The sequence below is a fragment of the Thioalkalivibrio thiocyanodenitrificans ARhD 1 genome, assembly GCF_000378965.1.
Taxonomy (GTDB): domain Bacteria; phylum Pseudomonadota; class Gammaproteobacteria; order Ectothiorhodospirales; family Ectothiorhodospiraceae; genus Thioalkalivibrio_A; species Thioalkalivibrio_A thiocyanodenitrificans.
The window spans coordinates 240,429-260,029 of sequence record NZ_KB900537.1 but is presented as its reverse complement, the minus strand read 5'-3'; the positions used below and the strand labels follow the sequence as shown (position 1 = coordinate 260,029).

General features: G+C 61.5%; 19 protein-coding genes. 13 read left to right on the top strand and 6 right to left on the bottom strand.

Features of this window, described 5'->3' with window-relative positions:
• Nucleotides 1-66 precede the first annotated feature (66 nt).
• On the top strand, nucleotides 67-1,959 hold the full coding sequence (locus THITHI_RS0117750; protein ID WP_018234410.1) for a DEAD/DEAH box helicase: 1,893 nt from the start codon (nucleotides 67-69) through the stop codon (nucleotides 1,957-1,959).
• Here THITHI_RS0117750 and THITHI_RS0117745 read toward each other — a convergent pair.
• On the bottom strand, nucleotides 1,935-2,252 hold the full coding sequence (locus tag THITHI_RS0117745) for a hypothetical protein (protein WP_018234409.1): 318 nt from the start codon (nucleotides 2,250-2,252) through the stop codon (nucleotides 1,935-1,937). The two genes, THITHI_RS0117750 and THITHI_RS0117745, sit on opposite strands and share 25 nt — an antisense overlap.
• 186 nt (nucleotides 2,253-2,438) lie before the next feature.
• Here THITHI_RS0117745 and THITHI_RS0117740 point away from each other — a divergent pair, with 186 nt between their 5' ends.
• On the top strand, nucleotides 2,439-2,864 hold the full coding sequence (locus THITHI_RS0117740) for a hypothetical protein (RefSeq protein WP_026186467.1): 426 nt from the start codon (nucleotides 2,439-2,441) through the stop codon (nucleotides 2,862-2,864).
• Between the two features lie 736 nt (nucleotides 2,865-3,600).
• Nucleotides 3,601-3,957, top strand: coding sequence for a hypothetical protein (locus THITHI_RS0117735; protein ID WP_018234407.1), 357 nt, complete (start codon nucleotides 3,601-3,603; stop codon nucleotides 3,955-3,957).
• A gap of 416 nt (nucleotides 3,958-4,373) precedes the next feature.
• Here THITHI_RS0117735 and THITHI_RS0117730 read toward each other — a convergent pair whose 3' ends face one another.
• A complete protein-coding gene (locus THITHI_RS0117730; protein WP_018234406.1) occupies nucleotides 4,374-5,612 on the bottom strand; it encodes a hypothetical protein in 1,239 nt (412 codons plus the stop codon).
• Nucleotides 5,613-5,901: 289 nt separating this feature from the next.
• On the opposite strand from THITHI_RS0117730, the gene THITHI_RS0117725 reads away from it, so the two are divergent.
• Nucleotides 5,902-6,390: a DUF411 domain-containing protein gene (locus THITHI_RS0117725; RefSeq protein ID WP_018234405.1), complete on the top strand. Its 489-nt coding sequence runs from the start codon at nucleotides 5,902-5,904 to the stop codon at nucleotides 6,388-6,390.
• Nucleotides 6,391-6,606: 216 nt separating this feature from the next.
• On the opposite strand, the gene THITHI_RS0117720 is transcribed toward THITHI_RS0117725, so the two are convergent.
• Nucleotides 6,607-7,398 (bottom strand): hypothetical protein, encoded by a 792-nt coding sequence (locus tag THITHI_RS0117720; protein WP_156820700.1) that lies wholly within the window; start codon nucleotides 7,396-7,398, stop codon nucleotides 6,607-6,609.
• Between the two features lie 412 nt (nucleotides 7,399-7,810).
• On the opposite strand from THITHI_RS0117720, the gene THITHI_RS0117715 reads away from it, so the two are divergent.
• From THITHI_RS0117715 to THITHI_RS0117690, 6 genes are all read left to right on the top strand, one after another.
• Nucleotides 7,811-8,428, top strand: coding sequence for an ImmA/IrrE family metallo-endopeptidase (locus tag THITHI_RS0117715; RefSeq protein ID WP_156820699.1), 618 nt, complete (start codon nucleotides 7,811-7,813; stop codon nucleotides 8,426-8,428).
• 134 nt (nucleotides 8,429-8,562) lie between these two features.
• Nucleotides 8,563-10,194, top strand: a complete 1,632-nt coding sequence (locus THITHI_RS0117710) for an ATP-binding protein (RefSeq protein ID WP_018234402.1) — start codon at nucleotides 8,563-8,565, stop codon at nucleotides 10,192-10,194.
• A 142-nt stretch (nucleotides 10,195-10,336) separates the two neighbouring features.
• Nucleotides 10,337-11,047: a hypothetical protein gene (locus THITHI_RS0117705; RefSeq protein WP_018234401.1), complete on the top strand. Its 711-nt coding sequence runs from the start codon at nucleotides 10,337-10,339 to the stop codon at nucleotides 11,045-11,047.
• Between the two features lie 107 nt (nucleotides 11,048-11,154).
• Nucleotides 11,155-11,373, top strand: coding sequence for a hypothetical protein (locus THITHI_RS0117700; RefSeq protein ID WP_018234400.1), 219 nt, complete (start codon nucleotides 11,155-11,157; stop codon nucleotides 11,371-11,373).
• 217 nt (nucleotides 11,374-11,590) lie between these two features.
• Nucleotides 11,591-13,315, top strand: a complete 1,725-nt coding sequence (locus tag THITHI_RS0117695) for a BspA family leucine-rich repeat surface protein (protein ID WP_018234399.1) — start codon at nucleotides 11,591-11,593, stop codon at nucleotides 13,313-13,315.
• A gap of 13 nt (nucleotides 13,316-13,328) precedes the next feature.
• On the top strand, nucleotides 13,329-13,733 hold the full coding sequence (locus THITHI_RS0117690; protein ID WP_018234398.1) for a hypothetical protein: 405 nt from the start codon (nucleotides 13,329-13,331) through the stop codon (nucleotides 13,731-13,733).
• 53 nt (nucleotides 13,734-13,786) lie between these two features.
• Here THITHI_RS0117690 and THITHI_RS19540 read toward each other — a convergent pair whose 3' ends face one another.
• From THITHI_RS19540 to THITHI_RS0117675, 3 genes are all read right to left on the bottom strand, one after another.
• The gene (locus THITHI_RS19540; protein WP_083908815.1) at nucleotides 13,787-14,236 is read right to left on the bottom strand and encodes an Hsp20/alpha crystallin family protein; all 450 of its coding nucleotides are present in this window, start codon (nucleotides 14,234-14,236) and stop codon (nucleotides 13,787-13,789) included.
• Between the two features lie 228 nt (nucleotides 14,237-14,464).
• Nucleotides 14,465-14,842 carry a hypothetical protein gene (locus THITHI_RS19535; protein ID WP_018234396.1) on the bottom strand — a complete coding sequence of 126 codons (378 nt, stop codon included), beginning with the start codon at nucleotides 14,840-14,842 and terminating at the stop codon, nucleotides 14,465-14,467.
• 140 nt (nucleotides 14,843-14,982) lie between these two features.
• On the bottom strand, nucleotides 14,983-15,537 hold the full coding sequence (locus tag THITHI_RS0117675) for a hypothetical protein (protein WP_026186465.1): 555 nt from the start codon (nucleotides 15,535-15,537) through the stop codon (nucleotides 14,983-14,985).
• Nucleotides 15,538-15,804: 267 nt separating this feature from the next.
• Here THITHI_RS0117675 and THITHI_RS0117670 point away from each other — a divergent pair, with 267 nt between their 5' ends.
• The 3 genes from THITHI_RS0117670 (at nucleotide 15,805) to THITHI_RS19530 (ending at nucleotide 19,543) form a co-directional block, all read left to right on the top strand.
• Nucleotides 15,805-17,604 (top strand): zinc ribbon domain-containing protein, encoded by a 1,800-nt coding sequence (locus THITHI_RS0117670; RefSeq protein WP_018234394.1) that lies wholly within the window; start codon nucleotides 15,805-15,807, stop codon nucleotides 17,602-17,604.
• A 260-nt stretch (nucleotides 17,605-17,864) separates the two neighbouring features.
• Nucleotides 17,865-18,596 (top strand): LytR/AlgR family response regulator transcription factor, encoded by a 732-nt coding sequence (locus THITHI_RS0117665; protein ID WP_018234393.1) that lies wholly within the window; start codon nucleotides 17,865-17,867, stop codon nucleotides 18,594-18,596.
• Between the two features lie 239 nt (nucleotides 18,597-18,835).
• Nucleotides 18,836-19,543 carry a nuclease-related domain-containing protein gene (locus tag THITHI_RS19530; RefSeq protein WP_018234392.1) on the top strand — a complete coding sequence of 236 codons (708 nt, stop codon included), beginning with the start codon at nucleotides 18,836-18,838 and terminating at the stop codon, nucleotides 19,541-19,543.
• The last annotated feature ends 58 nt before the right edge of the window (nucleotides 19,544-19,601 follow it).

Here is a 19,601-nt window from a genome sequence, read left to right as displayed (position 1 = left end):
CTATACCTTTGAAGGCGCGAAGAGCCTTTCGCGTCAAGTAGAAGCAGAAGCAGAAGAAGTCAAACTATGCCGAAGAAGAACAACCACAACAAACTGGGCAGGATCACCTCCCTCGGGCCGCAGGAGCCGTGGCAGGTCGCTCTGCTTCTCCCGCTCGACTGGATCGACTACCGTGCGGTCACCGAGCGTTTTCACCCCGCTGAGCGCATCGTGCTGCGTGGGCGCATGGCGTTTGACGCGACCACGGACTTCCATAAAGGCGTACCGCGCCTGCGGGCAACGGTCGAAGACGCCGGCGGCACGCATGTCGGATTCACCCTTTTTGGCGATCACCGCGAAACCGCAGAACTGCTGAGCGCCGGGACCCCCATCACCGTGGCCGGCGCACCGGCGAAGTTCTCCGAGCGCTGGTATCTCAATCAGGCCGAGATCGTGCCCCCTGAGTGGATTGGAAGGCTGTGCCCGCGCTACCCGGGCAAGAAGCGTGTCATCAAGCCCGAGAGCGTGCGCGAGCGTGTGCTGGCCCTGCTGCCTGAGATCCTTCCTGAGGCACAGGCCCGGTTGCAGGAGCGCATGAGCGCGCACGCAGACCCCGAGGCCGTGCTGGCGCACGCAGGCATCCGGGACCTGAGGCGGGCGCTGCTGACCGCGCATCTCCCGAGGCGCCTGAGCCACGGCAGACAGGCTCAGGAGGCGATCGAGCGTCTCGTAGCCATGGTGGCCGTATCCGAGGCGCACGCAAGCCACCCGGTGCGCGCACAGGCGCGCGCGATCCCCGCCGATCCCGAGCGGGTGCGCGAGCGTATCAGCCGGCTCCTCTACCCCTTGACCGATGAGCAGCAGCAAGCGGTCGAGGAGATCGTCGAGGATATGCGCCAGGCGGCCCCCATGCGGCGGATCCTCTCGGGCGATGTCGGTACCGGCAAGACCTTCGTTTATGCCGCGGCGGCGGCTGCGGTCGCAGACCACGGCGGTCGGGCGGCGATCCTCGCCCCCACCCAGCCGCTGGCCGCGCAGGTCGCCGAGCAGATCCGCGCCTGTTGGCCGGACCTGGCCACGATGCTCGTGACCGGCGATGATAGCCAGGGCGCCGAGCAGGCGCGCATCCTGATCGGCACCACCGCGCTTCTCTTTCGCGATCTCGGCAAGCTGGACCTGGTGGTGGTCGATGAGCAGCAAAAGTTCAGCCGCGAGCAGCGCGAAAAGCTCACCGAGGGTGGCGTGCATCTGCTGGAGGTCTCCGGCACCTGCATCCCGCGCTCGATGGCGCTCATCCGCTATGGCGTCTGGGACGTCTCAAAGCTCACCCAGGCCCATACCGAGAAGCACATCCGAAGCCGTATCTGGGAGCCCGAGGAGCGCGCGAAGCTCATGGAGTCGATTCGGGCCACCATCTCCAGGGGCGGCCAGGTCCTGGTGATCTACCCGCTCAAAGACGGCGAGGAGCGCCGCAGCGCGGAAGGCGCCTACGAGCAATGGGCGCAGCTCTTCCCGGATCGCGTGCGCCTTGCCCATGCCGGCATGTCCGATGCGGACAAGCAGGACGCGATCGATGCCCTCAAGGGCGGGAAGGCTGACATCCTGGTGGCCACCACCGTGGCCGAGGTGGGGCTAGATCTGCCGCGGATCCGCCATGTGGTCGTGATTGAGCCCCAGCGCCTGGGGCTGACGCAGCTGCACCAGATCCGCGGGCGGGCCGCGCGCCACGGCGGCGCCGGGTACTTTTCGATGTTCTTGCGCGAAAGACCTAAGGAGAAGTCCATGCAGCGCCTGCGGGTGATGCTTGAGACAACCGATGGGTTTGAGATCGCACGCCGGGACCTTGAGCTGCGCGGCTACGGGAGCCTTCGCTCGGATGCCGATCGCCAGTCAGGCGAGGATGACCTGCTCTACGGGCGGCCGGTGCGCATGGAGGTGTTGGATGCGGCAGCTGCTCAGATGGAGCGATCCTTGGCTTGATCGGCGGGCAACTCCGCCAACCACCCTCGGGCGGTGCGAATAATGAGCTGCTGCATCAGCAGCACCAGAGACGCCATGGTGGCCATCACGACAAGTGGGGCGTGCGATACAACCACGCCAAGCACGGATGCGGGCGGCGCGGCGATCTCGGCCGGGGTGGGCAGGGCTGCACGCAGGGCCAGGTACGCGAGCGCCAGCAGAGCAAACAACAGCAGCGCCTGTCTCTGGCGCCGGCACACCGCGGTGATGAAGTCCTCGATACGCGCCTTTCTGTCTTTCTGTTCCGGTGTCATGAGCATCCAGGGTTAATTTAAGGGGTTGGGCGCTCACCGCCGCCGGCGGGACGTGTGCGCTTCAACCGTGTAGCAAATCCAGCGCACTTCTCGATCACTCCAGGGGGTAGCGGTGCGCCACGGGCGCAGGTCTGGGTACCTATACCCTTCAGGCAAGATGTCTGGATGAGGACAGAGGAGAAAACGATGAGTGACTTGTTGACTGGGATCGTCAAGTTGACGGCGCGTGGGGACGGCGAGGAACGAGTGGAGCTTGGCGCCACCCTGGCCTACCAGGAAACCCCTGACGCGATATTTCGCCGGCTGATGGGCCTGTACTGGGACTCGCGGCTTGATTGCGTGAGCGTCGTCGGGGTGCTCGATCATAAGGAGCTCGACCCCGAGGAGCTTCAGGAGGCGCTCGATGAGCTGGTCTGCGAGGCGCGAGACGCCGAAGCGATCTCGGTGCGCGCCAATGCTGGAGAAGCGCCTGCTGAGGCCGATCTCGATGTTGCCGGCCGCCAGGCCGCGGCCCTCAACAACAGCGGGCCACGTGGCCAGATCGGGTATCTGCTCGATCAAGGCCGCTACGACCACAACCAGCTGAGCGAGGCGGTAGCCCGTCTTATCTGATGTTTTTCACCCGCGGGCGTTCAAGTCCGCGGTTTTTCTTTGCCCCGAGAGCCCCTGATGGGCGCCCCGGCCCTGGAGGGCCGCAAGGAGGCCTCTGGGCCCGGCTGTCGCCGGATACTAAGAAAGTCCCGAAATCCCAGCCCGTCCCGCCTGCTTTCTGTCCCTTTAGCCGATGCCAGTTTAGGTGTTCCCGGGCTCCTATTGCCCGAGGGGCCTTCCGGAAAGCCCCGTGGAGCGGGTCCGCGCGCCCCGACCCGGGACCACCCACCGGAAGAGCCCTCCCGCGCACCGAGTCGGCTCAGCCGGCCGGCATCACGCGCTCGAGACTGCGAAAGGCCGCATCAGGGCCTCAGGCTTGAACCCGGGGTGTTTTGAAGGAGGTTGGGGGCCGGGGTGTGATGGCCTGCTCTCGCATGAGAGGTATTGCGCCCCTGCCCTGCCATGTAGAAAACCCCGGCGACTGCAACACCAGGGCCCGCCGCACCGGTGGAATGCCTGCGCGGGGGCGAAGCGGTACGCCCGAAACCGTCCCCGGCGGATCTCGCTCGCGCCGCAGCGGCGCACGAGGCGGGGCGCAGTATTCTGTTCTACGGCGTCGATAAGGGAGCGATCGCGAGGGACTATCCCTTGCATGGCCAGCCAGCACCTTGCCTACCCGGACGAGTATCGATGCGGCACCGTTCTTACCTGGTGAAAATATCTGGCCGCTTGAGCCAGAACACTCGTGCTACACTATATGCACAAAGAAGAAAATTTCAACGAGAGGCAAGCGAGGATGGAGCGCAGGTTTCAAGGTATCGGAGAGCTCGAGCGTACCGGATACATCCCGGCGGGCAGTGCAGACGAGCGCAACGCAATGAGCGTAAAGCAACGCCTGCTGGTGTGCTTGACAGAGCTCTGCACCGAGCTGGCGCAGGCAAGCACAAGGGCTCAGCAATTCGGGCTTAAAGACGCTCGTCCCGGGCCGGACGCAACGAACTCACAAGACATGGCCAGGGTGATCACTGAACTGGTGGCCGTGATCGATCTTTGCAGGGAGCACGGCATAGCCATCCAGCCGGGTGATGCCAAGGCGATATATGACGCCAAATGAGAGCAGGTGCTCGCACGGTCGACCAAAACCACGGCAACCAGTCAGGTCGGGCGCTAGTCGCCGGCGTGCCAGGGGGCTTTGGCAGACGGGGCAGTCATTCTGATTGGAGGCGGTATGCACGAATATCTAATACATCGGTGGCGGTCGGACATGTTTGTCTTGGAGTGCCCCGAGAGCGAGGAGTGGCGACTGCCTACGCCATCGCACCGTCTGGACTACCAGACCGGGACTATCCGTCTTGAGTATCCAGACACTATTGCGAACCGCGTAGCTTTGCGGCTGTGCGGCGTGGTTGTGCCTTCAGGGCCACCGCGATGCCCGTCATGTGGCGCTTGAAGTCGACCTCTAGGCACCCTCTCCCTACATGATCGCGTTGCTCTGTAGAGAACCCCGACAACCGCCAAGAGAGAGGCGGCTCAGTTCAGCGTGTCAGGCGGTTCGCCTCTGCTACGCGCCCACGCGACGAAGGTTCTCCATTCGGTTTCGTCCAAGGGCTGCGCCTCATACGTATTCTCTATGAAGTCGATCTCAATCACATCGAGCCGATTGAGCAGGGATTGTATCTGCCAGGCGACATCCATCGGATTCTCCAGGGGCATCACCTTGCGAGTGTTGCCGCCCGCCATGCGGCCGTCTCCATGCAGCAGGATGGTCCTGATTTCGGACGCGTCACCTACCCGGGCGTGCGCAACGACGGCGCGCAGATGTCTCATGTCGCAACCCTCCTCCGAGAGAGCGCTCAATAGCAGTAGGAGCGGCAGGTTTCGGAAGGATGCGATGCTGCTTCTAATGCCCGCATGAAAACACAAAGGAGGCGCCACAAAGCACTGATCTATAGGCAAACACTCGCAGAGCGCCTGCTCAACGATACACGCCGCCTCTCTCGACCATGCCAGCGCCGGCTCTCCAGGACGATGTGTCTGATGCTCCGCATCCCATTGCGTCTCGGAGGCGAGTGAGATGTCCAGGAACGGATTGATATGGGCGCCGACAATGAAGCATAAGAGGGTGTAGTCTTCTCCGTCGTGCAGGAGGCTGTCGCGCGGCCAGCCTGTCTGATGGAGCGCGCGCTTAGAGCGGGACGCCCTCTTTTTGGAGCGTACTGCGCTGGCCAACTTCAAGGTGTCCGTCCAGCCGATCTTCTCGATCTCCGTGTTGTGGTACAGGTACGGTACGAGCTGCACCGAGTCTTCAGGGCCCAGCAAGGCGCTCGATTGAAGGGACGCTTCAAGCTTTTCGAAAAGAGGCGTGAGGATGGTCTCCTGGTTGATGTTCTCGGTGGCATCGCTCCGGGAGAGGATCATCGTGACCGGCGCGACGAAAAGATGCAGATACATCTCGTCATACCCGCAGGCCTCATTATCGGATGGCGAAAAAGCGAGCATGTCGGTTACCAGGTCAGCGGCGTTACTGAGCTCCTTGGCGACGAGAGGCTCGGCCTCGCTGTAGGCCATATCTATGGCTATGTGGATCGGTGCGTCGCCTAACTTATCAAAGCATTCGGTGATGAGGTTGAGAAGCCCGCCCTCGAGAGACAGTAAGGGCTCGTCTTCCTCGCGTTCTCCCATTATGTGAAACGCCATTGTGTACAGAATTGCCGCGCCTCGAAGCTCAGCCTGCCTCCTTCTCTCTTTGCTGATCCGAGCCTTTGCCATGGCCTTTATACCCCTCCCCTTGTCGCTCGGGTCGAGTGTACCTGAACCAGAGAGACAGGCGCAGTCCCTGGCGGCGCGGGCCGAGATGCGTTGATCCGCGAGGCCGAAAGATGCCCCCACAGGGCCCTGCGGGTGCGCCCGGGTGCGCTGGCAGTGCAAGACCCGTCTTCGCGCTCGCTACACAGGTAGAGCTGGGCAAGAGGCGCGCTAGGGATCTGGTGGGTCTTTCGGCCGGTTTTCGTTCTGATTTTCATCAAAATTGCGCAAATCAAGCGCAGGAGGCAATCTCATGAGCAAGGCAAGGTCCGCACGTACGCACGCACGCCATTTCTCGCCCCAAGCCAAGGGCCTGATCGGCGCCATGCTGATCGCAGGGGCCCTGGGCGTGGGCGCAATCAAGACCACCCAGGCCGCCGACATGATCGTCTACAAGAGCCCCACCTGCGGGTGTTGCGGAGGATGGATCGATCATGTGCGCGAGGCCGGGTTCTCGGTCAAGGAGAACAACACCTTCGATCTCCAGCCGATCAAGGCCGAGCATGGCGTCGCGGCGCGCTACCAGTCCTGCCATACCGCTGTGATCGGGGATTATGTGGTCGAAGGCCATGTGCCGGCGGACATTATCTCCAGGCTGGTGGCCGAGAGCCCCGATATCCGCGGCCTTGCGCTGCCCGGCATGCCTATGGGCTCCCCCGGCATGGAAGGCCCTTACAGCGAGCGCTATGAGGTGCTCGCGATCAACCACGACGGCTCCACCTACGTCTTCGAGCGCCGGTGAGCAGGCACTCCTTGCATCTCTCGATCGGTTGAGCCACGCGCCCCGCCATTCCGGCCCTGCGCAAGCGGGGCCTTTTCTTCTATGTGCAATATCGCCGAACTGGCGCGGGCAGCCCCTGCTTTAGCCGTGTGGAGAGAGCAAACACAAACCCCCGGCGCAACAGTCGCCGGGTGCAGGCCCCGGAACCATCACGGCAGGGGTTGTGTCAGGACTGTGTTATTCGCAGTTGGCGGTGCACACCAGCATCTCGATCGAGTGCAGGGTGAGCTCTGTCAAATACCAGTCCGTGTAGACCACGCTTGCGTTGAAACTGATAAAATCGTCGGTGTAGTATCCGTTCTCCGAATAGGGAACATGCATCGTGAACGCTTGCTCGACAAAACCTTCCATTTGTTCGGGAGCCGGATCAAAGGCATGCGTGGCGTAATCGGAGAAAGTGGCGTTCATATTGATGAGGCGCCACGGTACATCCGCGTGGTAGGTCGCAGTGACCCGAATCGCATTCAGGGGCTGGGCGGGGAGGTTGGGCCCGAAGGTGTTCGAACCATAATCCTGGTTGACGGAGAATATTGAGGCCCCGTAGACATCCCAGGCACTGTAGGTGTTCACCCAGTTGCTGCCGTCATAGGTGTACTCATTCATGCTGTACTGAGACCCGGAAGGCTGCCAGTGCTGCGGATCCGTGATATCGATCCAGGCCAGAACGGGCTCGATGGGGTCATATCCCGGGCTTCCTTCATCGCCCTCGCCTTCGCCCTCGCCGCCTTCACCGCCGGAGCCCTCCTCGCCGCCTTCACCGCCGGAGCCCTCCTCGCCGCCATTCTCACCGCCGGAGCCCTCCTCGCCGCCGGACCCGCCGGAGCCTGCGAGACTCATGAATACGCAGTCGACGCCAGAGGGAACGACCCCAGGCGCCGGCAGCACGAGGCAATAGCGCTCATCTTGGCTGTGAGCCATGCCGGGCAGCATCAAAGCCGCAAGGGAAAGTGCGATCAGTGTTTTCTTCATGAAATACCCCTTTTCTGTTTGTAGGTTTAAGGCCGGTCCTTCGACCGCGACCCGCATCGAAAGAAGGGGAATTGCGGCTCAAACAGTGACCGAGTCGTTATAGGTATAGGTAGGAGGGGTGCGAAACTTGTAGCGCAGGGCGTCGGCGCAGCGATAAAGCCCGGGGCGGCCGATTGAGTCATCGGCATTCCGGTGCTATACTATGACACCTCGGGAGAGGATTGTGAGTGTGGCCTTGCGATTTCCTCTGCTATCTCCCTGTCGCAGCTCTGGAATAACAACAATGCAGCTTCATCTCTCTGAAGAGCAGGCGCGCGAACTGGTAGAGCAGTATCTGCCGCGGATGCGGAAGTTTCTTGCGGGGCGGACGGAATTCTCTCTCGCAAGGCAGTGGCCTGAAGCAAGGATCACCATGTCACGCGGAATGTCGCGCGGTGGCGTGTGGCGCACCTTCGAGGGAGTGCGGCTCAATCTCGGGCGCCAGGCCTGCGCCTACGCGTATTCGGAGTACAAGGCGATCTCGCGAAGCCCCAGGATCGGGTCGATACCCCTGGCGGCACCCCACATCTGTGTGCTGACCGTGCTTGCTCACGAGATCGCCCATTGGGTGCAGCATGCGCCTCGCATCCGCCACAACTTCCTGAGTTCGCGGGACCTGATGGTGCCGCATGGCTTCGGATGGCGATACATCTACGGGCTGTTGCGAACCGAGTTCGTCAACCCCCTCATCCCAGGCTCCAGGGATGGGCTGATCCCTACGCGCGAGCAGGTGCTCGAAGCGCTCCTAAAGCCCGAGGGCAAGGCCCTGGGCGTGGCGAAACGCCAAGGCAGGCCCGAGATCCATCTCGTATCGAACCTCTCCGGGCGCCGCCGTGTGGCCGAACGGGTTTATCGCTCAACCCATGAGACCCTGTGTTCCGGGGATCTGGCCTGGAGCCTGCACCCGCCCGAAGTTGACCTCGAGCAGGTATGCCCCGCATGCACGAAGATCGCGCTCTGGCTGCGGGCCGGGGCTCGGATCTGGGGCTGAGGATATACTCAGAAGCCTGCGCCTTGCCTGATCATCCGGATTACTCTCCCCGGGAGGAGGCCCACGGGTAGGCAAATGCGTGCCGTGCTTTTCGCTAGACCTGTGTGAGGCACACACCAAGAAGGAGTACATGAATGCAGAAAGAGACGAGAACGATCCGGGTCGCCCCGAACATGATCTATCACGTCATCGAAGCGCAGGCGGGAACGCTCGGCAAAGCGATTGTCGAGTACGTCATGAACTCGATCGACGCCAAGGCGAGCCGCATCGATATCACGCTCGATCAGTCGGGATTCAAGGTCACGGACGATGGTTTCGGCTTTGATGCCGAACAGGCGATTCACGAGCTTTTCGAGGAGCTCGGATTCGAACATCCGAGCGCGGAAGAGGAGCACAGACAGTTCGGAAAATATGGCATTGGCAGGGCACAGGCCTGGTCGTTTGCCCGCACTGTTTGGCGTACGGGTGAGTTTAACATGGATGTGGATATTCGCAACCGCGGGCTCGATTACGAGCTCACCAAGGGTATGGATCCCCTGGGAGGATGCCGGATCGAAGGCTTCCTGTACGACCCGCTCATGCCCTCTGAGCTAATCGAGGTCTCGCGCGAGATCGAGAAGCTTGCCCGCTACGTTCCGGTGACGGTAACGCTCAACGGCAAGCAGATCAATGTCGATCCGTCCACGCAGAAGTGGAGCGTTGAGACCGACGATGCGTACATCCTGAGAAAGTCCACGGGCGATCTCGATGTGTACAACCAGGGCGTGTTCGTGCGCGGCTACTCCTCCTACATCATGGGCGGGGGCGGCGTGGTTGTCTCCAAGGTGCCGTTGACGGTGAACATGGCGCGCAATGACGTACTGGTGTCCAAGTGCAAGGTCTGGCGACGCATTCGCGAGCACCTGAGCGCGGTAAACACCCGCGAGAACGTCAAAAAGCAGCAGCTCTCTGACGCCGAGCGTGAGTTCCTCTCCGGGCGGTTTGCTCGAGGCGAGCTCTCGTGGTTCGAGGTGAGCGACGTGAAGCTGATCACGGATGTTCGCGGTCGGCATTACACGATGAGTCAGTTTCTCTGGGGCCGCTCGAGCTTCTCTGTGGCCCCGGAGCGTGGACACCGCATCGCGGAGAAGGTGCAGAGCGCAACCAAGACCCTGATGCTCGCTCCCGACGTGCTCGGAAGGTTCATGTGCGAGACCGGCGAGCAGCTCGCGGAGCTGTTCAGCAGGCACCGCACCAGCCGCATGCAGTTCATCGAGTTCGAGACGATCGCGGCCGGATACACCGAGCGCCACGAAGCCATCAGTAAGGGCGATCTCAAGCCTGAGGAGAAGAGCTTCCTTTCGGCTTTGCAGGTAGCCTCGCGGATGCTGGGCGAGGGCATGAAGTGCGGCGTGCGTACTGTGGTGCTCGGCGAGTCCGATAGTGCCAGCGCATGGACCGACGGGACGCAGTTCATCTATGTGAACCGCGACAACCTGTCGGTCATCCGGCAGGGCCTCGCCGGCTGCTTCTGGCTCGTCAGCTTGCTGATGCACGAGTACAGCCACGACAGTAGCGATCTGGAGAGCCATACGCACGGCATGGAGTTCTACGAGAGCTTCCACGACGCCATGCTCTCTGGCAGCGGGTATCGCGGCCAGCTCCTGGTCGGAGAAGCGGCCATGGACATGTTCAAGAGGTGGACAGTCTACGAGGAGAAGCGCGGCAAGAAGCTCACGAGAGCCATGATCAAGGGCCTGGACGCGATGTCGCTGTCCGCAGCCTGAAGAACCACACAATTCACCCGGGTCGCCTGACCCGGGTTTTTTCTCTCCACCCACCCTACCCTGCGCGTACCGGCGATATCCCGGACGGCGCTTCCTGGGCGTTCGCTACACGTAGCGTGGAATGAACATCAGGAGGCTGATAATGAGAGATATTCCCGCAAGCAAGACGGTCTTGCAGCAGGGCACCGTTCACGAGGCGGTTCGATACGAGCACAACGCCTTTGGCCGGGTGACGCTCACCAAGCGCCAGGGCTCGGGCAACCTGTTCGGGTCCGCGCTCAAGCACAGCAACCAGGTCTGCTTGACCATTGAGCGGGCCACGCTCGATCGCCACCTCTCAACGGACTGGGTGCGAGGCACCGATACCATCGTCGAGATGGTGATGTCGGAAGCCCAGTGGGCGCAACTGGTCTCCAGCATGGGATGCGGCACGGGAACGCCCGTGACGCTTACGAGGGCGCCGACGCCGGGAACGCCGTCAGACCCGATGCCGGGGCTTGCGGCGGAGCCGACCAAAAAGGTCTTCGATGACGAGATCCGCCAGGCATGCGAGAAGCAGATCCAGGACGCCAAGGGGCTCCTCGAGCGCTTTGAGCAGATGCTCGAGAGCGGCAAAGCGATCCCCAAGAAGGAAGCCAGAAGCTGCGTTAGGCGCCTTCGCACCCTGGTGGAGAACATGCCGCAGGATATGGCCTTTCTTCAGTCCCGGTTTGTCGAGAGCATGGAGAAGACCGTGGAGGCTGGCAAGGCGGAGATCGAAGCGCATGTGGCCAATGTTGCAATGAGAACCGGGCTCGACACCCTGCGCCAGCAGGCCCCCCGGCTGAGCCACGATCAGGACAGCGACGAGTAATTTTCTCATCAAGCCCGTGGACGATGTCCGCGGGCTTTTTCTTGCCTGCCATCTGCGCCTGCGCGGGTTCGCTATACCTGCTCAGACCCAGAAGACAGGAGAACCTCATGAAAGTGGCTCAGCTCGAAGCCGGGAGGGTGTACGTAAACAAGAAAGGGGATCAGCGAGAGATCCGCCAGATTTCCAAAGGCAGGGTGTATTACCTGGAGAAGCATTTTATTTGCAACTGCGATGCGAGGGAGTTCGCGGCATGGGCCAAAACCGTGCGCCGCACGAACCCGAGAGCATCCGCCGAAAACGTGCCCTTGCGCGCACCCTCTGGGTGATTCTCGACCTTCGCAGCCAGCCAGCTGCGGAGGTCTTTTTCATTGAAGAGAGCCCGCCGGAGCGTATGAGACTCCGAAGCGCCCGCACGGCCTGGATTGAAACGCATCGCCACCCGCCAGCATTTTCCCTATACCTGGTGATGTTTTTCTGTCATTCCCCGCGTCGCACAGGAAAGGCGCGGCGGATATTCAAACAACAACAAGGAGATGGAGCCTCATGCCCACCCCGAAAACCTTTATGCATGTCCTGATCGCGTGGCTGTTTCTCGCCCTGTTCTTGATCGCGGCGCCGGCGCATGCTTCGTACAAGATCCTCGTACCGGTGAGTGACTCGTCTGAAACGGCGGCAGCCCCGGGAGAGGGCGGAGAAGAGGCCACAGAGCCGGAAACCTCCGGAGCGATGATTCTGGAGATACTGATCGATGAGTCCAGCTGGGCAGATCGGGATGTGGTTTTGCCCATCCACGGCGGGGTCAACATCAACGTGGACTGGGGAGATGGCGCGCAAACCTCCGGCTCCCCGTATGCGCACACCTATGATGAGTACGGGCTCTATATCATCACGATCTCGGGCGACTCCATCGTGCATTTCGGCGACACCGGGGACTGGTGGTGGTGGGAAGGTGCGGAGAGCGTCACGCGGGTCCTTGATTGGGGGGACCTGGGCATTCAGAGCCTTTCCCTCTCCTTCCCTCAATGGACCGATCGCCTGGTGAGCGTTCCGAACTGGATCCCCTCCACGGTCACCGACCTGAGCTACGCATTCGTAGGGGCGCTGGCCCTGAACGATCCGAGCATCTCCTCCTGGAATGTCTCCAATGTGACCAACATGGAGGGGCTCTTCTTCGAGGCATCCCTGTTCAATCAGCCGCTCGGTGGCTGGGATGTCAGCTCGGTGACCAATATGGAATTCATGTTCACCCGAGCGGAGGTCTTCAACCAACCGCTCGGTGGCTGGAATGTCGGTTCGGTCACCAGCATGAGAGGGATGTTTAATCGGGCAGAGGCCTTCAACCAGCCGCTTGGCGCGTGGAATGTCAGCAACGTGACAAACATGGTGCAGATGTTCTCCCAGGCGAGCGCGTTCAATCAGGACCTGTCTTCCTGGTGTGTTACCCAGATACCAACCGAGCCCACCAACTTTGATTCCAATGCGACTTCGTGGGAAGGCAAGCCCTTCACCCGCCCGAACTGGGGGTCCTGCGGAGGTACGATCCATGTTGACTGCTCAGACCCGCAGTCGATCGGACTCATCGGAACGACAGGCGCTTGCCAGGATCAGCTGATCGTGGACCGCAGCCTGATGGATCAGTTCTCCGCGTGCGGTGACGATCGATGCTACGCCCACTCCAGCGGCCGAACCTTCACCTTCGGGCAGAATGGGGACGACATCTATACAGCGCACGTCACCACGCTGGGCGGGCTCTTCTTCGGCGACACCCAGTTCAACGCGCCTATTGGGTACTGGGATACGTCCAACGTGACCCAGATGCACCAAACCTTTGCCCATGCCTCGGCGTTTGATCAGCCCATCGGCAACTGGAACACCTCTGGTGTACAGACCATGGCGCTGATGTTCGAAGGCGCCCTGGCCTTTGATCGGCCGATTGGGGGGTGGAATGTCTCCAACGTGACCCAGATGGGCTCAATGTTCCGTGATGCGCAGGCGTTCAACCAGCCGCTGGGAACTTGGGATGTGTCCGGGGTTTCCAGCATGGCTCAGATGTTTCGGGATGCCCGCGCATTCAACCAGCCGATCGGCGGGTGGAATACCGCTTCCGTAACGGACATGGTGCGCATGTTCCAGGATGCCTGGCAGTTCGATCAGGACCTCTCCGGGTGGTGCGTGAGCGGACTCAGCGAAATCCCGTTCGCATTCGACTTCCAAGCTGGTTTCTGGGGTGACTCAGCCCGCCAGCCTCAATGGGGCACTTGCCCGTAAAAGGAGCACCACCATGATGTCATTGATTCTTACCATGATCTCGATTGCCCTGGTGGTGATCCTCTCTTTCGTTGCGCTGCTCTACGGGGGAAGCTCATTTCTCAACCGCGGCGAGCAGGCCCGCGCCGCCCAGGCGGTCAGCGAGATCAACCAGATCCGCTCCGCGGTTTCGATCTACCGGGTCGACCATCTGCGCATGCCGGAGACGATCGACGATTTCGTGCCGGCCTACCTGCGGGCGCTGCCCGATGGGTGGGTTGCCGGCGAGGATGAGTTCTCCGGGCACATGATCTTCGAGGCACCCTACCTGACGGAGTCGATGTGCCTGAAGGTCAACGAGTCGCTGGGTATCGAGGGGATTCCGCAGTGCACCCCCGGCGTTGCTGTGCTTGGGTGCTGCGAATCAGGAGAGGATTGACGGGACCCCCGCAAGGCCCTTGGCGAGCGCTGAGGCCTTGCGGGGGGAGGCGCTCAGTTCGAGATCTCGATACGCCTGGATTTTTCTTTTTCGCGCTTTGCGATGATCACCTCCAGGACGCCGTCCTCAAGACGGGCCGTGACCGACTCCGGGTCTGCGCTCTGAGGCATGCGGAATTGACGGTGGAATCGACCGTGCGGGCGCTCATTTCGGGTGTACTCGCCGGCCTCGCCCGGCGCCGGCGCGATCTCTCGCTCGGCACTGATTCGAAGGATGCCGCCTTCCAGCGTGATCTCAGTCTTCTTTGCGCTCACTCCGGGGAGGTCGAGCCGGACCACGAACTGATGCGACTGCTCGTAGATATCCGCGGCCGGCTTCCAGCTTGCGGCCACGCACTCCTCGGCGCCTGCACGGATCAGCGCGCGCCCCCTGTCGGCAACGCTGGTGAAATCTTCCTGCAAGCGTCCAAGCAGAAATAGCGGGTTTTCATGAGAAATAGGCATTTCCAGGGCCTCCTCTGAGTTGAGTGAGTTGGTTTCGATGCACGATGCGTCGCTGGCACGCCCTTGCGAAGGCCTTAAGAAGACCTGCGCAGGGGGCCATGAAGTGCTGGTGTATAGCGAACAGGAGGGCGCGGCACGCCTGCGGGGCTGTTGCGCGCCAAGGGGTTGAGCTCGGTATGAGGGCCTGGGCCTGGTGTCAGAGCCGCTGCGGGGGCAAGGCCCGAGGGTTCAGGCCTTTGGCTGGCACGCCGCGCCGCTCAGCGAGTCGTAGAAATCGTCATGGATCTCGAAGAAGACGCCGTAGCGGGTCCGCAATTTGAAGTACTCCTCCGGCGTCAGGGCGCGCAGGACGAGTCGTCGAATCTCTTCGATCGTCAGGGCGATCTCGACATCTTCTGCGCGGTAGAGATACCCGGGTGCGCCGGAGAGGTCGGAAGCTTGCACGGCAGGACCCAGCTCGAGCTGGTTCTGAAATACGGCAAGCACGAGCCCGTTGGGGTCGAAGCTGTGTTTTCGCTGCGCGTCCTCGATCTCCAGATCCAAAGGCGAGCGTACCGTGGCGACCCGGTTCTTCGGCGGATACTGCGGATCGAATAGCGTTCCCATTTCAGCTCTCCTTTCTCCCAGGACCTGCTCTGATCGTACCTTCACCTGGTCGGCGCGGGAAGCCCTCCGTACCGGCCATGAGAAAAGGAAAACCCGCATCAGGTGGACTGATGCGGGCGGAGAAAAAAGGAACCCTGTTCTTAATTTCCTCCCAGGGCACCCAGCAAGGCACCCATGACTTCCTTGGGGGCCTCCCCCCACTCCTGGTGATGCCAGTAGGCGAGCTCCCAGTCATCGATCACGACGCGCACGTAGTCGCACTCCTGAGGATAACCGGGGCAGCGGATCTCGCGGCCATTGCGGGCGATCAGCACATCAAATTCGCCGGCCGGATCGGGTTTTGCCTCGCCGTAGGCGCGTTCTGCGTCAATCGCGTGCTGGAGCTCGGCGTCATTGAGGTGATACTGGTCGCCAAGCGCATCTGCGAGCGCCGGATCACCCAGGCTGAGCGTCTCGAGCGCCTTGAGCTCGCCCTCCTTCAGCGCGTCCGCGTTGAAGGAGAACTTCACCAGCCCATGGCCGAGGATCCGGTAATCAAGACCGTAGAGCGCCCGATTCAATCCTGTCGCCGCCATGGAGACCGTGACCGGAGACACGCCTGAGACGTAGTCGACATACACCGTGCCCTGGATCTGATGGTCGTGCGTCTCGCGCCAGACTTTGCCGTTGGAAAACTTCAAATACTCGATCTTCATCGCATACTCCCTTGTTTGATTGCTCAGGCCTCCCTTGGTATAGGTATCGGCATGAGCCCGCAGAGGCATCCGTATACGCCTACGGAGCCAGAATCCCGCTCAAGAGCCCTTATCTCCAGACGAGGTTTCGAAGAATAGAAAGGTGCAACTGTTTTAGCATTGCCAGCAGAGCTTCAGGCAAAGGCTGCTGGAATTCGGCGTCAACGACGAGGATAATATTCCGTTGGTGCGGCGCAGGCCCCACAAACCCTACAAAGCGACCACTCCATGAAGCGTCAGCAGGAAGACACAGAAGCACTGGTATACGCCTACGGAGCCAGAATCCCGCTCGATGATCCTCATCTCCAGGAGGAGCTTCGAAAGCAGCGGGCCTTCTGGGACGCCCTGGTGGAAGCCACCCTGGCGGCGGAGCGCGAGCTCGATGATCGTATGAAGGCGGACTCGCCGCAGTACGCGGCGGCCGTGCAGGCGCTGATAGACGCCTCTCAGGCGGTGCGCGAGGCTATCGAACGGCGCAACGCCGAACGCGCCAAGACCCGCAGCAGGACAACCTCAGTGGACGGCGAGGTCAAAGAGCGCATCACAGAGAAAAACGCTGCTCGAAAGGAGGTCTGGCGGCTTGCGGGCGAATGGCGCAAGGCAAACAAGGAGGCTGTCTCGGAGCATCAGGCAAGGATGAAAGAGGAGGCCAAGCGTCTGCGCCAGGGGTGTGGCCTGTACTGGGGGAATTACAACCGGGTGCTGGACTCGTTCCAGCGAGCCCGCCAGCAAACCCTCAAGAAGGGGCGCCGCGTGCGACCCTCGGATCCGGCCAGAGACGACGGCATACTCGCCGTCCAGATTCAGCGCACCAAATCAGGGCTTGGCGCATCCCCCGAGGAGCTGTTTTCCGGCAATGTATCTCAGTTGCAGATAGACCGCCCGCCGCCCGGCGTTGAATTCCTCCCAGCCAACAGGCGCCGGCGTGAGGCGCGCGTTACAGCGCGCATGCGCGTGGACGCAGCCGGCCACATGATCGAGTTCCCGGTGGTGCTGCACCGCCCGGTGCCCCCGGGCGCGAGGATCAAGGCCGCACAGCTTGTCTGGAAGCGCGAAGGCGAGCGCTGGCGCGGCCAGCTGTGCCTGACTGTCTCAAGCCCGAAACAGGAGCGAGAGCACCCTGGTGTAGAAGCGTGCGGCATCGACCTGGGGTGGCGCCTCCAGAAGGACGGGGCCCTGCGCGTGGCCACCGTGGCGGACTCAAAAAGCCGTCTTTACACCTACACCCTGCCCGCAGACTGGATGCGTGGTATGGACCAGGTGGAGCGCCTGAGCTCGCACCTGGATGAGAATGCCATGGAGGTGGCGGCATGGGTCCACGCACACCGCGACGAACTTCCTGAGAAGTTGACCCAGCCTGCGGCCAATTGGTCGCCGGGGAAAGGATCCAAGTGGCTTCGAGACAAGGAGCTGCACGATGCGGTTCGCGCCCTGAACTGGGAGGTGCCAGCAGAGATCCGGCACTGGTACGAGCGATACCGGCACCTAAAGACGTGGCGAGATAATCTTCGTGCGAAGCTGCTGCGCAGCCGCCGAGAGGTGTATCGGCTGCTGGCCGCGGATCTGGCGGGGCGCTACGCCGTGATCGGTATCGAGGATATGGATCTGAGCAAGATCGCGAAGACGAAAAAGCGCAAGGACGCAAGTGATCCGGAGCTCCATGCCACCGCACGGGCCCAACGTCAACGCGCTGCGGTGCACGCGCTACGTCATGAGATCGAGCACCAGGCGAACAAGCACGGGGCGCAGCTTGTGCATGTTTCAGGGAAAACCACGACGACCTGTCGGGCATGCGGCGCCGCCACAGGGCAAAAAGACAGAGCTTCGCTGATCTGGACGTGCGAGCACTGCGGGGCCGTTTGGGATCAGGATCTCAATGCGGCCGGCAATATCCTCGATAGCGCGATGGGTGCGAGTGCTCCGGCGGCGACTACGTTGGCAAAAGCAAAATCAAGGCGTTATGATCTCACTCAGCCGAACTTTCGAGAGCGCTCGAAAACAGGCTCGAGAGCCTCCGCCCGCGCGTGAGTATTGAGGTTTTCTTTGATAATGCCTGCTCTGCGGCTTGGTAGTAGAGACCCGGACCGTGCGGATGTCGTAGCCTTCAGCCGGCTTACAGGAGGAGCGAGATTCGAAAGAAATCATTACGCTTTTTTCTTTCATGGCAACGCCAGCTCTGCGGCTTTGTGGTAGAGACGTGATGACCAGCGCCCGCTCGTAGTCCATCCGAAACGTGACAATGCCCGCTCTGCGGCCTCGTAGTGGAGATATCCTTAGGTATAAGCCCGATGAAAGTGCTGGTGGTAGACGACGAGGCGCCGGCCAGGGAGCGGCTGGCGGCCCTGATGCAATCCTTTTCCGGGTACGAGGCCTGCGGCAGTGCCTCGAACGGCATCCAGGCCGTGCGCATGGCGGAGGAGACGCAACCCGACATCGTGCTGATGGACATTCGCATGCCCGGCATGGACGGGCTGGAGGCGGCCAGGCACATATCCGGAATGGACACGCCCCCGGCGATCATCTTCGTGACGGCCTACGAGGAGCACGCCCTCGAGGCCTTCGAGTCGCATGCGGTGGATTACCTGCTCAAGCCGGTGCGCAGCGAGCGTCTCAAGAGTGCCCTGGGGGCCGCCAGACGGCCCAACCGGGCGCAGCTGGGCGCCATGGAGGGCCTCGGCGGGGACTCCAGCCGGAGCCATATCTGTGCCCGCGTGCGCGGCAACCTGGAGTTGATTCCCGTCAGCCAGATCTACTATTTCCAGGCGCACAAGAAGTACGTCACGGTGCGCCATGCCGGTGGAGAGGTGCTGATCGAGGGGGCGCTCAAGTCCCTGGAAGACGAGTTCGGTGAGGCCTTCCTGCGCATTCACCGCAACGCCCTGGTGGCGCGCAACAGCTTCGCCGGAATGGAGAGGAACTTGCAGGGATGTTTCGAGGTGGTGCTCAAGGACACCAGGGAGCGCCTGGAGGTCAGCCGGCGCCACGTGGCCGAGGTGCGGCGGTTTCTGAAATCCCTTTAGGGAACGACAATGCCTGCTCTGCGGCTTGGTAGTAGAGACAAGATAGATAAACTTGGCACCGAAACGCTTCCCAACAACGATGCCTGCTCCGCGGCTTTGTAGTGGAGACCTGCACCGTGCGGATGTCGTAGCCTTCAGCGGGCACGGCAAGTATAGACAGTCTTAGAAGCTCGATCCCAGTCAAAACGCACAACCCGCTCCTCCTTTTGCCTATACATGGCCTAAAAGGAGGATCTCGCATGTGGTTCTGGATCAAGGCGACACTGGCAAGTGTCCTGGGCCTTTTCTATCTCAAGACAAACAACTCGCACGGCAAGGGCTGGCTTGCCGAGTACGTTCTGCACAAGCTTCTGGAGAAGGAGCTCAAAGGGCAGGACGCGCGCATCTTTCGCGATGTGCTACTTGAGCGTCCTAACGGGAGGCTCTCCCAGATCGACCTGATCGTTGCCTGCCGAAGGGGGATCTTCGTCATCGAGGTGAAGAACCTCAACGGTCAAATTTTCGGGTCGAAAGAGGATAAGAGATGGATGCAAGCGCTTGCTTACCGGCACTCAAAGCGCTATTTCTACAGCCCCCTCAAGCAAAATGCGACCCACCTGAAAGCCGTTCAGGAGGTGCTGGGGGTTGCGCCTGCAAAACTCTTCAACGTGGTCGCACTCTCCGGGTTCGGTAAGCTCATAACACCGATACCTGGCGTGCTGTCGCTCGGTAGGGTTCCGCAGTACATCCTTCGCCAGAGGAGCTCGCGGCTGAGCCAATCAGAGGTCGATGCTTTCGCTGCTGCTTTGAAGCAAGCCCATCGAGCCGATCAAGAGGCGCGGGAGAAGCATCAGACCCAGGTTGAATCGTATAAAGGCGGAAACAGGCCTGAGAAGGCGCCCACCGGACCACTCAGGCCCGCCGTGCGTACCTCCCGCCGACCATCGAGACAATTCAAGAAGACATAGCTCTTCTCTCGCGCACCCGAATGCGCGGAGGTATCGGTGTGCGTACTGATTCTCGCTG